Source organism: Candidatus Methylomirabilota bacterium (assembly GCA_003104975.1).
Classification (GTDB): Bacteria; Methylomirabilota; Methylomirabilia; order Methylomirabilales; family Methylomirabilaceae; genus Methylomirabilis.
This window is the reverse complement of record PQAM01000018.1, coordinates 132,252-144,943: the sequence shown is the minus strand read 5'-3', so window position 1 is coordinate 144,943 and position 12,692 is coordinate 132,252. Positions and strand designations below refer to the sequence as shown.

General features: G+C 61.3%; 8 protein-coding genes, 4 tRNA genes and 1 other RNA gene. 1 reads left to right on the top strand and 12 read right to left on the bottom strand.

Annotation, left to right across the window (positions count from 1 at the left end; genetic code table 11):
* Positions 1-6: 6 nt before the first annotated feature.
* The 12 genes from C3F12_13595 to dnaN all read right to left on the bottom strand — a co-directional run bounded on the left by C3F12_13595 (position 7) and on the right by dnaN (position 12,037).
* The gene (locus C3F12_13595) at positions 7-321 is read right to left on the bottom strand and encodes a YbaB/EbfC family nucleoid-associated protein (protein PWB42933.1); all 315 of its coding nucleotides are present in this window, start codon (positions 319-321) and stop codon (positions 7-9) included.
* Between the two features lie 19 nt (positions 322-340).
* Entirely contained in the window at positions 341-2,128 is a 1,788-nt protein-coding gene (locus tag C3F12_13590) for a DNA polymerase III subunit gamma/tau (protein PWB42932.1), read from the bottom strand.
* 101 nt (positions 2,129-2,229) lie between these two features.
* An RNA gene (ffs, locus tag C3F12_13585) (signal recognition particle sRNA large type) lies at positions 2,230-2,494 on the bottom strand.
* Between the two features lie 16 nt (positions 2,495-2,510).
* Positions 2,511-3,461 carry an ADP-glyceromanno-heptose 6-epimerase gene (gene rfaD, locus C3F12_13580; GenBank protein PWB42931.1) on the bottom strand — a complete coding sequence of 317 codons (951 nt, stop codon included), beginning with the start codon at positions 3,459-3,461 and terminating at the stop codon, positions 2,511-2,513.
* A gap of 112 nt (positions 3,462-3,573) precedes the next feature.
* A tRNA-Ser gene (locus tag C3F12_13575) sits at positions 3,574-3,663 on the bottom strand.
* Positions 3,664-3,765: 102 nt separating this feature from the next.
* Positions 3,766-3,855, bottom strand: a tRNA-Ser gene (locus C3F12_13570).
* 103 nt (positions 3,856-3,958) lie between these two features.
* Positions 3,959-4,050: transfer RNA gene (locus C3F12_13565), tRNA-Ser, on the bottom strand.
* Between the two features lie 83 nt (positions 4,051-4,133).
* Positions 4,134-4,219 (bottom strand) — tRNA-Ser (locus tag C3F12_13560).
* A gap of 93 nt (positions 4,220-4,312) precedes the next feature.
* Positions 4,313-5,587 carry a serine--tRNA ligase gene (locus tag C3F12_13555; GenBank protein ID PWB42930.1) on the bottom strand — a complete coding sequence of 425 codons (1,275 nt, stop codon included), beginning with the start codon at positions 5,585-5,587 and terminating at the stop codon, positions 4,313-4,315.
* 108 nt (positions 5,588-5,695) lie between these two features.
* Entirely contained in the window at positions 5,696-8,221 is a 2,526-nt protein-coding gene (locus tag C3F12_13550; GenBank protein PWB42929.1) for a DNA gyrase subunit A, read from the bottom strand.
* Between the two features lie 147 nt (positions 8,222-8,368).
* Positions 8,369-10,849, bottom strand: a complete 2,481-nt coding sequence (gene gyrB / locus C3F12_13545; GenBank protein PWB42928.1) for a DNA topoisomerase (ATP-hydrolyzing) subunit B — start codon at positions 10,847-10,849, stop codon at positions 8,369-8,371.
* A gap of 81 nt (positions 10,850-10,930) precedes the next feature.
* Complete coding sequence (dnaN, locus tag C3F12_13540; protein PWB42927.1) at positions 10,931-12,037, bottom strand: DNA polymerase III subunit beta; 1,107 nt, start codon at positions 12,035-12,037, stop codon at positions 10,931-10,933.
* Positions 12,038-12,508: 471 nt separating this feature from the next.
* On the opposite strand from dnaN, the gene C3F12_13535 reads away from it, so the two are divergent.
* A complete protein-coding gene (locus C3F12_13535) occupies positions 12,509-12,643 on the top strand; it encodes a 50S ribosomal protein L34 (GenBank protein PWB42926.1) in 135 nt (44 codons plus the stop codon).
* Positions 12,644-12,692 lie beyond the last annotated feature (49 nt).

The window sequence follows — 12,692 nt, the reverse complement described above, 5'->3', positions numbered from 1 at the left end:
GGGCGTTTACACCAGCCCCGGCGGGAGTCCCAACCCGCCGGTCAGTCGACCCATCTCCTGGGTCAGCAGTTCGCGGGCCTTCCGGAGCGCCTCATTTGTGGCCGCCACGACAAGGTCCTGCAGCATCTCCAATTCGTCCGGGCCGGCCACCTCCGGATCGATCTTCACCGAGACGACCTCGCCCTGCCCGTTGCAGACAACGGTGACCATCCCGCCGCCGGCCGTCCCTTCAACCCGTTTGGCCGCCGCCTCCGCCTGAATCCGTTCGGCCTCCGCCTTCATCCGTTGCGCCTGCTTCATCAAGTTCCCGAGGTTCTTCATCGCATTCTCCCATCATGCCCTATTCGGGCTGTTTCGCCCTGATCCGAACGACTTGACCGTCAAACAGCTCCACGGCGCGGCGCACTATCGGATGAGCCCGCAGCGCCTCCTGATCGGGCGGGGCTGTCCGCCGTCCCGAGACGACCCCCTGCTCGGGAGCGCGCGGACGGCGGTACGCCTCGTCCAGTCGCGAAGGCCGACGCGGTTTCTCCCCTTCGCCCATTGCGGAGTTCGTCGAACCGCCTGCGGCACCCTTGGTTGAATCGCCCACCCCCAGCCCGGCGCCTGTGCTCTGGAATCGATACTCAACGGTCACGGGCCGCCCAAAGACCTCGGCGGCGGCGGCGGCCACAAGGCGTCGGTGTTCCGGGTCGTCCAGCGTTGACCGCGCAAAGGCGTTCCCGTTCTGCAGGACGACGATCAGCCTGTCGCCCTCGCACGCAACGTCCTGTGGCTCGGCGAGCAACGCGGCGAGCGACCGCTTCTGCCGTTCCAGCGCCTGCGTGACGCGGCCCCAGCCATCACGCGGGCCCGTGGCGCGCTCGGCCGGCGCAGGTGATGGCGGATCAACCGGGGCGCGGGGGGCGGTCGCCGCCGCCGTGGGACCAGGCGCGAACATGGGAAGCGCCGCGGCCTCAGGATTGTCGACGCGGTGCCCGGACGGCAACCCGGCCTCGAGCGCGGCCAGACGCGCGAGCAGCGTCTCAAGACTCTGTATGGAGCGGACCTCCGTCGCCTCGACCAGTGCCATCTCCAGAACGAACCGCGGATAGGGAGCCCGCCGCATCTCAAACTCGGCCCGACTCAGCACCTGAAAGATGGTTTCGAGATCCGCAAGCGTCATCACCTCGGCCTGCGCTCGAATCGTCTCCGGCGGTACGCGGCTCAACTGCAGCAGGGGCGCGGGGTCTTTGCTCGCTTTCGAGATCATCAGGTCGCGCAGGTGGCCCAGCAGCTCCTGGCAGAACCGCTGCAGGTCGTCCCCCCTGGCGCTGAGCGACTCAACGACCGCCAGCGCATGGTCGGCGTCGCGCTCGATGATCGCCTGGGTCGTCTGCGCCAGCAACTCTCCCTCCACCAGCCCCAGCACGATCGCCACGTCCTCCTCCCCGACGACGTCGCCGCTATAGGCGATGACCTGGTCCAGCAGGCTTTGGGCGTCTCTGAGGCTCCCCTCGGCGGCGCGGGCAATCGCCTTCATGGCGCCGTCCGACACGGCCGCCCCCTCCTCGGATGCGATCTGTTGCAGGCGCGGCAGGATCTCCGCCTGCCCCAGGCGCCGAAAGTCGTGGCGTTGGCACCGCGACAGGATGGTAGGCGGAATCTTGTGCGCATGTGTGGTCGCCAGGATGAAGATGACCCCGGGCGGCGGCTCCTCAAGCGTCTTGAGCAGCGCATTGAAGGCCGGTTCGGTCAGCATATGGACCTCATCGATGATGATCACCTTGTGCTTGTCGCGCGACGGGGCATACCGAACGATTTCGCGCAGTTCCCGCACCTCATCGATCCCCCGATTGGAGGCGCCGTCGATCTCGAGGCAGTCGACGGAGCGGCCCGCTGCGATCGCGTTGCAGCTTGCACACTGGCTGCACGGATCGGGGGTGCGGCCCCGCTCACAGTTGAGCGCCTTGGCCAGAATGCGGGCGGTGGTCGTCTTACCGACCCCGCGCGGGCCGGTAAAGAGCAGGGCGTGGGCGACGCGGTCTTTGGCGATGGCATTCTTCAGCGTCTGGGTGACCGGCTGCTGACCCACCACCTCGTCAAAGTTCTGCGGCCGCCACCGCCTGGCGAGTACTAGGTAGGACATCTTAACTCCGGGGTTAGGGTATAGAGGTTGGGGGTTGGGGTATAAAGTTCAGAAGGGGGCCGTCCCACTAAACCCTAAACCCTCTACCCTGTTTTAATTGGCCGTGCACCCGCCGTCGATCGCGGCTGCCGGGCTGTACCGGTGACCGAGGCTCCGGCCGAGCTTCCCCGCGGCACAGGAGCGTGTCTGTTTACCGTTGCTTCCTTCCGGATCTGGCGGGGTTCACAAACTCTCCTTGCGCGGGACCCAACCATCATCACGCCGGTCACAGGCCATCGCTCGACAACGTAAGACCTCGGGCGGGGATTCGATCCCGCTAGAGCGGATTGCGGGTACAGGGCACCGCTAACTCCCCATCTAGCACGGCCAAGTCGATTCCTGCTCATGATACCGCAGCTTGCCCCATGTCGGCTTCCAGCAACCGCTTGACGTATTCCGTAATCCCTCGGTCGATGGGATAGCGCGGCGTATAGCCCAGTTCCACGCCGGTGAGGCTCGCATCGGCCTCGGTGTGCGGCTGATAGAACGGGTACGGGTTGTCAAAGTAGTCGGGGTCGTAGTCGGTCCCGAGGGCTTTATTGAGCAGCGCGATGACGTCATTAAACGTGGTCGAGCGCCCCGAGCCGACGTTGTAGACGCCGCCACGATCGACCTCGGCGGCCAACAGCGTCGCCTCTACGACGTCTTTGACATAGACAAAGTCACGCGCCTGCTCCCCATACTTAAAGATCCGCGGCCGCTTCCCCGCTCGAATCTGCTGCGCCAACTGATAGATCATGCTGGCCGCGGCCCCCTTGTGGGCCTCGCCCGGCCCATACACATTGAAGTATCGGAGTCCGACTGTTCTAAAACCTCCCGGCGTATCAGTGCACCGCCTGGCCAGATTCTCCAGAAGCATCTTGGAAAAGCCGTACACATTCGCAGGGTGGATCGGCTGATCCTCCTGCATTCGGCCTGAACCACGGATACCGTAGACGGCAGCCGAAGAGGCATAGACCAGGGGCGCCCCTGAGCGTCGCGCAAACTCCGCCACTCGCCGAAAGCCTTCTACGTTGCTCCAGATCATCTGTCGCGCATCGGTGACGGTGGTATCGGTAATCGAGGCCAGATGGAACACCACCTGAAATTCACCCGGCTGAAAACGGCTCAAGGGATCCAGCGATGCGAGGTCCTGGGCCACCAGATCGCCTCGAAACCCGATCAGGTTACTGAAATCGCCGGAGCGGAAATCGTCGATGATGGTGATCCGGACATCGGGGTATCGCCGCTCCAACTCCAGGGCCAGATTCGACCCGATAAACCCGGCCCCACCCGTAATCAGCGCGCTTTCCATGTTTACCCCTAGGGGTTGGGTGATAGGGGTTGGGGGGTGGGGTAAAGGGCCACAACTACCGGCTTCCTTTTTTCCCACACCCTATACGCTCCACCCTATACCCTGTTTTTGATGGCGGAGAGGCCGGGATTCGAACCCGGGGCAGAGTTTCCCCCGCACACGCTTTCCAGGCGTGCCAGTTAAGCCGCTCCTGCACCTCTCCGCATAAAGACAGGGTTTAGGGGATAGGGGTTAGGGTGTAGCAATGCAGTGCGCTCTCCCCTTCTCTTACCCTACACCCTCAACCCTATACCCTGTTTTTGTATGGCGGAGAGGGGGGGATTCGAACCCCCGGAGCAGTTACCCGCTCAGCGGTTTTCGAGACCGCCCGATTCAACCACTCTCGCACCTCTCCGCGCTAAAGCACCGTCAGGCGTGAGGGGTGAGGCGTAAGGGGCGAAGGGCCTCCCCCTTCTTTCCCCTACCGCCTTACCCCTTACTCCTTACGTCGTTCTTGATGGCGGAGAGGCCGGGATTCGAACCCGGGCTGCACCTTTCGGCACAGACTCGCTTAGCAGGCGAGCACCTTCGGCCACTCGGTCACCTCTCCGCATAAGAGCAGGGTTTAGGGATTAGGGTATAGGGTTTAACTCTTTCCCTTTCTTACCCTCCACCCTAGACCCTAGTTTTCCTTGGCGGAGGGGGTAGGATTCGAACCCACGAGGCTTTCGCCTAACGGTTTTCAAGACCGCCGCCTTCAACCACTCGGCCACCCCTCCGAAGAGCAGGGGCTAGAGGGTGGGGGATGGGGGTCGGTAACAGCTCACTCCCACGCGCCCCAATCCCTATCCCCTAATCCCCAACTCCTGCTTTTAGCTGATCCGTTCCAGGCCGTCCATATAGGGTCGGAGCGCCTCAGGAACGACAACGCTGCCGTCGGCCTCCTGAAAGTTCTCCAGAATCGCGAGCCATGTCCGTCCCACGGCCACCCCCGACCCGTTCAGCGTATGAACAAACTGCGCCGTCGCCTTCGATGCGGGCCGGTAGCGAATATTGGCTCGCCTCGCCTGGAACGCCTCACAATTGCTGAGCGACGACACCTCCCGATACGTTCCTTGACTCGGGATCCAAAGCTCGATGTCGTAGGTCTTGGCGGCCGCGAACCCCAGGTCGGCCGTGCAGAGCGCTACCACCCGGTACGGCAGGCCCAACCGCTGCAAGACCGCCTCGGCGTGCCGGGTCATCTCCTCCAATGTCTCGTAGGAGCGCTCGGGCTCGACGAGCTTCACCAGTTCCACCTTGTTGAACTGGTGCTGCCGCATGAGGCCCCGCGTGTCTTTGCCGTACGAGCCCGCCTCCCGCCGAAAGCAGGGACTATAGGCCACATAGGACAGGGGGAGCGTTCCGGGCGGCAGGATCTCCTCGCGATGCAGGTTCGTCACCGGGACCTCCGCCGTCGGGATCATATACAGCCCCTCGTCCTTGGTCTTGAACAGCTCCTCGCCAAACTTGGGGAGCTGGCCCGTCCCCCGCATGGCGTCGGCGTTGACCAGTAGCGGCGGGAGGATTTCTGTGTAGCCGTGCTCCTTGCCGTGCAGGTCAAGCATGAAGTCGATCAGCGCGCGCTCCAGCCTGGCCCCGGCCCCCTTCAGGACGGCAAAGCGCGATTGCGCGATGGCGGCCGCTCGCTCGAAGTCCAGGATCCCCAGCGCCTCCCCGAGTTCCCAGTGCGATTTCGGCTCGAAGTCAAACCGGCGCGGACTGCCCCATCGCCTGATTTCGACATTGTCTTCAGCCGATTTCCCGATCGGGACGGAATCATGCGGGAGGTTCGGGAGAAACAGCGCGGCGTCCTGTAAGATCGTCTCCTGTTCCTTGAGTTGTTTTTCCAGCCCGTCGAGTAGCGGCGCGTCGCCGGCGACCTGTGCGATAACGTCGCTTGCGTCCTGGCCTTGTCGCTTGAGTTCGGCAACCTGCTTCGACAGCTCGTTGCGCCGCTGCCTCAGCCGTTCCGCCTCAGCGAGTGTGGCTCGCCGCTCAGCATCGAGCTGAATAAACTCTTCGAGAATAAAGGGCGCAGCGCCCCTGGCCGCAAGTCGCTCGCGCGCCAGCTCGACGTTGTCACGGATATATCTCAGGTCCAGCACGGCCGTCCCTCTGATCCAGGGTTCCCATCCGGGGCCTGCCGCGGCTCACCAGGCATCACCGCGGGCGCAGCAGCAGAGGCGTCACTATAGCACGCCCTCCGGCATCGCTCAAGCCTCGTCGAGCGGGCCCGCCCCGGCTTCCGGTTCAGGCAAGGACGGGGGGCCCTCCGCCTCCCCATCACCCTCGTCGTCGCTGACCAGTCGTGTCACGGCGGCTACGCGATCGCTCAACTCCAGCCCCTGCAGCCGCACTCCCTGAGTGGCCCTTCCGATTAAGCTGATCTCATCTACCCGCATCCTCGTGATCCGCCCCTCCTGAGAAATCATCATGATCTGATCGCCGGACTGCACCAGCATGACCCCGACCGCGGGGCCGTTTCGGTCCGTCACCCGGATGTTGATGATGCCTTTACCGCCGCGGCTCTGCAGTCGGTACTCTTGCGGGTCGGTACGCTTGCCGTACCCGCGCTCCGTCACGGTGAGCACCGCCGCATCCTGGGCGACCACCTCGGCCCCGACGACCTCGTCGCCGGCCTCCAGCGAGATCCCCTTGACGCCGCGGGCCGCACGCCCCGCCGACCGAACCTCATCTTCCTTGAAACGGATCGCCATCCCCTGCTTGGTGCCGAGCAGGACCTCGTCGTCCCCCTTGGTTAACCGGACCGCGATCAACTCGTCCCCCTCGTCCAGCGTGATGGCGATGATGCCGCCTGCGCGGGGGTGGCCGTAGGCATTCAACTCGGTCTTTTTCACAATCCCGCGCCGGGTCGCCATCAGCAGGTAGCGATCAACCTCAAACTGGCGAATCGGGATGACGGTCGTGATCTGCTCCCCATTGCCGAGCTGCAAGAAGTTGGCGAGGGCCTTCCCTTTTGCTGCGTGCCCGAGCTGGGGCAGTTCATGCACCTTCAGCCAATGCACCTTTCCCTGGTTGGTGAAGAGGAGGAGGTGACTGTGGGTCGTCGCGACAAAGAGGTGCTCCACATAGTCCTCCTCCTTGGTCGCCATCCCGCTCATCCCCTTGCCGCCGCGGCGCTGGCTTCGATAGACATTCAGGTTGCTCCGCTTGATATAGCCGCCGTGGGTGATCGGAATGACCATCTCCTCGTCGGCCAGCATGTCCTCCAGCTCGATCTCGGCGGTCTCTTCCAGGATCTCGGTCCGGCGCGCATCGCCATAGGCGTCCTTGACGGCCAGCAGTTCCTCTTTGATGATCTCACGCACCAGGGCTTCGCTGGCGAGGATGGCCCGATACCGCTCGATGGCTGCGATCGTCTCGCTGTACTCATCCTGGATCTTTTGCCGCTCAAGTTGGGTCAGGCGTTGCAGACGCAGCTCCAGGATGGCCTGGGCCTGGATCTGGCTCATGGCGAACTGCGCCATCAGGCCTGCACGGGCGTCATCCGCCGAGCGCGATCGTCGGATCAGGGCGATAACGGCATCCAGGTGGTCCAGCGCGATTCGATATCCTTCCAGGATATGGGCGCGCTCCTCGGCCTTTCGAAGATCGAAGCGGGTCCGCCGCACGACGACGGTCTTACGGTGTTCAATAAAATGGCTGAGCGCCTCCTTGAGCGCCAGGACCTTCGGTTGACCTTCGACAAGGGCGAGCATGATGGCGCCGAAGGTCGATTGCATCGCGGTATGTTTGAAGAGCTGATTCAGGACCGGTTCGGCCGGCTGATCCTTTTTGAGCTCAATGACGATCCGCATCCCCTCCCGATCCGACTCGTCCCGAAGGTCGGCGATCCCTTCGATCTTTCGCTCTCGAACCAGCTCGGCGATCCGCTCGATCAGTTTGGCCTTGTTCACCTGATACGGCAGCTCTGAGACGATAATGGCCTCGCGGGCGCCCCGGCTCTTCTCGACAAACGCCTTGGCGCGCATCCGGATAAGGCCGCGGCCCGTCAGATAGGCATCCCGAATCCCGGTCCGGCCATAGATATAGGCGCCGGTCGGAAAATCGGGTCCCGGCAGCGCGGCCATAAGCTGGTCCGGCGCCGCATTCGGATCCTCCAGCAGGATCAGCAGGGCGTCGACCGTCTCGCCAAGGTTGTGGGGCGGGATGTTGGTGGCCATCCCGACAGCAATCCCCGAAGAGCCGTTGACCAGCAGGTTTGGGAGCGCCGCCGGCAGCAGCATCGGCTCTTCAAGGGTCTCATCGAAGTTTGGCGCGAAGTCTACCGTCTCCTTATCGATGTCCCGCAGCATCTCCTGGGCGATCTTCGCGAGCCGGACCTCGGTATACCGCATCGCCGCGGGCGCGTCCCCATCCACCGAGCCGAAGTTCCCCTGGCCGTCGATAAGGGGATACCGCATGGAAAAGTCCTGAGCCAGGCGAACGATGGTGTCATAGACCGCCGTATCGCCGTGAGGATGGTATTTGCCCAGCACCTCGCCGACGACGCGGGCCGCCTTCTTATAAGCCCTCCCGGCGGTGAGCCCGAGTTCCTGCATGGCATAGAGCACCCTGCGGTGGACCGGTTTCAGCCCATCCCGTACGTCGGGCAGAGCGCGCCCAATGATGACGCTCATGGCGTAGTCCAGGTAGGACCGACGCATCTCCTCGTGGATGTCGGTCGGTCGCAGCTCGCCTACCCGATTTAACCCAATCTGCTGCGGCTCGTCAGGCATTCGCCCCCTCCGCTTCACACAAACGAAAACGGCCCGGTCTCCGGGCCTTGACGTGATGACCGTTCATCGTTGGCATGTCGTCGTGTTCTGGGGGCCACGCTCCCCCCCCCACCCCACACCCTCTACGCCCTACACCCTGGCTGTCACCTAGATATCCAGATTGCTGACCTCCAGGGCATGTCGCTCGATAAAGAGCCGACGCGGCTCCACCTGATCGCCCATCAGGGTGGTAAAGATCTGCTCGGCGGCCACCGCATCCTCGACCTTCACATGAAGCAGGGTCCGGCTTTCCGGATTCATCGTGGTCTGCCACAACTGTTCGGGGTTCATTTCGCCGAGACCCTTGTATCGCTGGATCGTGAGACCCTTTCTGGCCAATGTCAGACTCTTATCAAGCAGATCGCTCCATGATTCGGCGGTCGCGGTATCACCCTCCGTCGCGACTACGAACGGGGGGGCGCCAAGTCCCGACAGGGCGGCGGCCGCCCCTTCCAGCTCCCGGTATTCCGGCGATCCGACAAGCGCCTGATCGATCGTCGTGATGCTGCGCTGTCCTTTGCCGTTACCGCCAAGGGAGAGGATAATCCGATTGGCCGCCTCCTCTTCATCCCACTCGATCCGTCCTTCAACCGGCCCCAGCCGGTCCGCCTGGGACCGCAATATCTCCAGCAGCCGCGCGAGGAGCCGGTCCGTCTTGCCTTCATCTCTCAGCGTGCCGTAGGAGACGCCGCCGGCCTGGACCGCCGCCGCCACAACGCCGGGATGCCGCCCACGCCGCTCCATGGCCCGCAGGCAGCCTTGCCACACCATCAGCTTCCGAAGGATGCCGACCAGTCGCTGCCCGGTCCAGGCGGTCCCGCCGTTGCTGCCGTCTATCCGGAGTGTTTCGCCCGCGGTCTCCAACAGGTGCTCTTCCATCGCCCGGTCGTTCTTGAGATACCGTTCGACCTTCCCCCGTTTGACCTTGTATAGCGGGGGTTGGGCGATGTAGAGATGGCCCCCCTCGACGATTTCACGCAGGTGTCGGAAGAAAAAGGTGAGCAGCAGCGTCCGGATATGCTCCCCATCAACATCGGCATCGGTCATGATAATGATCCGGTGATAGCGCAGTCGCCCGAGGTCGAATTCGGGATCGATGCCGGCTCCGATGGCCGAGATCAGGACCCGGATCTCCGCCGACGACAGCATCTTGTCGGCCCGCGCCCGCTCGGTATTCAGGATCTTCCCCCGCAGCGGCAGGATCGCTTGAAATCGCCGATCGCGGCCCTGCTTCGCCGAGCCTCCGGCCGAATCGCCCTCAACGATATACAGCTCACAGAGGGCGGGATTTTTCTCGGAACAGTCGGCCAGCTTGCCAGGCAGATCATCCCCGTCGAGCGGGCCCTTCCGCCTTGCCAGTTCTTTTGCCTTGCGGGCCGCTTCCCGCGCGCGGGCCGCGTCGGCGGCCTTTTCCACGATACGCCGGCCGATGGCCGGGCTCTCTTCCAGATACTCGGCCAGCTTCTCATTGACGACGGTTTCCACCAGGCCCTTCATGTCGGGGTTGTTGAGGCGGGCCTTGGTCTGCCCTTCAAATTGAGGGTTGGGGAGCTTCACGCTGATGACGGCGGTGAGCCCCTCACGGATGTCGTCGCCGGTAAGCGTCGCCTTGAGGTTCTTCAGCAGATCGTGAGAGGCGGCATAACTGTTGATCGTCCTGGTCAGGGCCGATCGAAATCCGATCAGATGGGTCCCGCCGTCATGGGTATTGATGTTGTTGGCAAAGGAGAACACCGTCTCGCCGTAGCCGTCGTTGTACTGGATGGCGACCTCAATGACGGTCAGGTCACGCTGGGCCTCGATATGGATCGGCTTGGGGTGAAGAACGGCCTTGTTCTCATTCAGCAACTCGACGAACGACCGGATCCCCCCCGTATAGTAGAACTCCCGTGTCTCGTTGATCCGTTCATCGGTCAGCCGAATACGGAGGCCCTTATTCAAAAACGCCAGCTCCCGCAGCCGATTACTGAGGGTATCGAGGCTGAATACTCGATCGTCGAAGATCTCACGGTCCGGAACGAAGGTAACACGGGTTCCGGTCTTCCGCGCCTTCCCGACCTCTTCAAGATCACCCGTCGGCTTGCCCCGCTCATACTGTTGAAGATACCGCTTGCCGTCACGCCAGATCTCGACCTCGAGCCGCTCTGCAAGCGCATTGACGACGGACAGACCGACGCCGTGCAACCCGCCCGACACCTTGTAGGCCGAATTATCGAACTTGCCGCCGGCATGAAGGGTGGTCATCACCACCTCCACGGCCGGCCGGCCGGTCTGCTCGTGGATATCGATCGGGATGCCGCGGCCGTTATCCAGAACACTGATACTATTGTCCGAGTGGATCGTCACCTCCACCTGGTCGCAGTATCCGGCGAGCGCCTCATCCACGCTATTATCCACAACTTCGTAGACGAGGTGGTGGAGCCCGTCCGGACCCGTGCTGCCGATATACATCGCCGGGCGCTTCCGTACCGCCTCAAGACCCTCGAGGATCCGGATCTGGGTCGCGTCGTAGACCTCAACCGGGGTCGATGGGTCCGGTCCACCCTGACTCGTCAGAGGGTTGGGGTGATCTTTCGATTCTTGATTCATACACCTCGTCCTATCGGTAAGTAGTGACCAATAATCGGTGGTACGTGATCAGTGAACAATGGCCGACTCGCCGGTCACTCTCTAAAGCCTCATCGGCATAATAACACACGTATATCGCGCGTCGCCCTTACCGGAAAACAGAGCCGGACTGAGCGCATCCTGCAACCGGATCGTCGCCTGATCGGTAGTCAACGCACCAAGAAAATCCAGGATATACCGTGCGTTGAATCCTACCGTCACCTCCTCCTGTTGATATTCGACATCGAGACGTTCCCGTGCCTCCCCAAGATCAAGGTTGACACAACTCAACAGCAGCCTCCCGGGTATCAACTTCAAGGTGGTGGGGAGCGCGCGCTCACCAAGAATGGTGGATGTACGCCGAAGCCCCGCAACAAAGGTCTCGCGGTTGACGGTCACCTCTTTGGTCGCATTCACAGGAATGACCTGCTCATAATTAGGGAATTGTCCCTCAATAAGACGCGCATCAATCAGGGTATCATCGGTCTGAAGGAGTAGATGATTGTCGGAAATCTCAATCATCACCTCTCCAGGATCTTCTCGCAGTAACTTCAGCGTCTCAGCCGCAGCCTTCCGCGGAATAATAGCATCGACTTGAGCGGTTAACTGACAGCTATCAGCCGACAGCTCATGGGTCGTTATGGCCAGCCGATGACCGTCGGTCGCCACCATTCGCACATCCGTCGGCGTCACCCGAAAAAGGATGCCGTTTAATGTATACCGAGTCTGATCTGAGGAGACGGCGAAAAGCGTCCGGCGAATCATATCACGAAACAGGCGACGATCCAGGACAATCCCGCCCTGCTTGGCTTCGCGCATCGATGGAAAATCATCCCGGGAGAGGCCCTTTATTTTGAATTCGGAGTTGCCACAGGTGATCGTGGCGGTCAATTCCCCATCAACGGTAAGGTCAACGGTAGTTGCAGGGAGCTCGCGGACAATTTCATAGAGTTTTCTGGCTGAAAGCGCAATAGATCCCTCCTGTAACACCTGTCCAGGAATCCGTTTGCGGACCCCAACATCCAAATCGGTTCCAAACACCGACAGGTGGGAGGAGGAGGCTTCAAGGAGAAGGTGGGAGAGGATGGGAAGACTTCGTTTGGTTTCAACAACAGCCTGAATAGGCCCAACACCGTCCAGTAGATCATCCCGCAACGCGTTGATGTGCATATACTCCTCACTCCTCCGAAAGGATTATGGGGTTATTCTATTAAAATATCTTTAAGAAGATCTTGTAAAGATCGAAGTAGTAATAGGGCCCCTGGAAATGTGGATGATTTAATCAAGCCGCATGCACACCGGCTCTATAGAGATTCTGTGTCAGTTGAATGCTGTGTAAAACCGGCACACTCACGAAGTGTATCAACAGGTGTCAACAGGGTTCCCACAGCGAACGGTACCCTGTCGAGACCGGTCACTTACGCACACCTTGTCCACACCTGTTGAAAACTATTATCGCTTTATATTCAGATACTTAGATAAAAACCTACATCACGCAGAGCAAAAGGAAGGCAATACGCGTCAGCCCAGTGGGTTCCATACACTATTTGGGCTTGACAGCGGAAAAGTGAGAAGTTATATTTAGCTTCATTTTCGTGATCAATTGGACGTCAACCCTCTACTGTTCAAAGGGAACTTATTATGAAACGGACGTACCAACCTAATAACAGTAAGCGAAAACGAACGCACGGCTTCCTTGCTCGAATGAGCACCCCAAACGGCCGAAATGTCATCAAGCGAAGAATGGCTAAGGGCCGAAAAAGGCTCACCGTGTAATTAATCTTGTTCTTCGCCCCCGCTGTGTGCCGCCAGTCTAATAGTCTCA

Excerpts from the sequence above, each read along its gene's own strand:
- C3F12_13595 (PWB42933.1), bottom strand. The coding sequence starts at position 321 with ATGAAGAACCTCGGGAACTTGATGAAGCAGGCGCAACGGATGAAGGCG.
- C3F12_13590 (PWB42932.1), bottom strand. The coding sequence starts at position 2,128 with ATGTCCTACCTAGTACTCGCCAGGCGGTGGCGGCCGCAGAACTTTGAC.
- rfaD (PWB42931.1), bottom strand. The coding sequence starts at position 3,461 with ATGGAAAGCGCGCTGATTACGGGTGGGGCCGGGTTTATCGGGTCGAAT.
- C3F12_13550 (PWB42929.1), bottom strand. The coding sequence starts at position 8,221 with ATGCCTGACGAGCCGCAGCAGATTGGGTTAAATCGGGTAGGCGAGCTG.
- gyrB (PWB42928.1), bottom strand. The coding sequence starts at position 10,849 with ATGAATCAAGAATCGAAAGATCACCCCAACCCTCTGACGAGTCAGGGT.
- dnaN (PWB42927.1), bottom strand. The coding sequence starts at position 12,037 with ATGCACATCAACGCGTTGCGGGATGATCTACTGGACGGTGTTGGGCCT.
- C3F12_13535 (PWB42926.1), top strand. The coding sequence starts at position 12,509 with ATGAAACGGACGTACCAACCTAATAACAGTAAGCGAAAACGAACGCAC.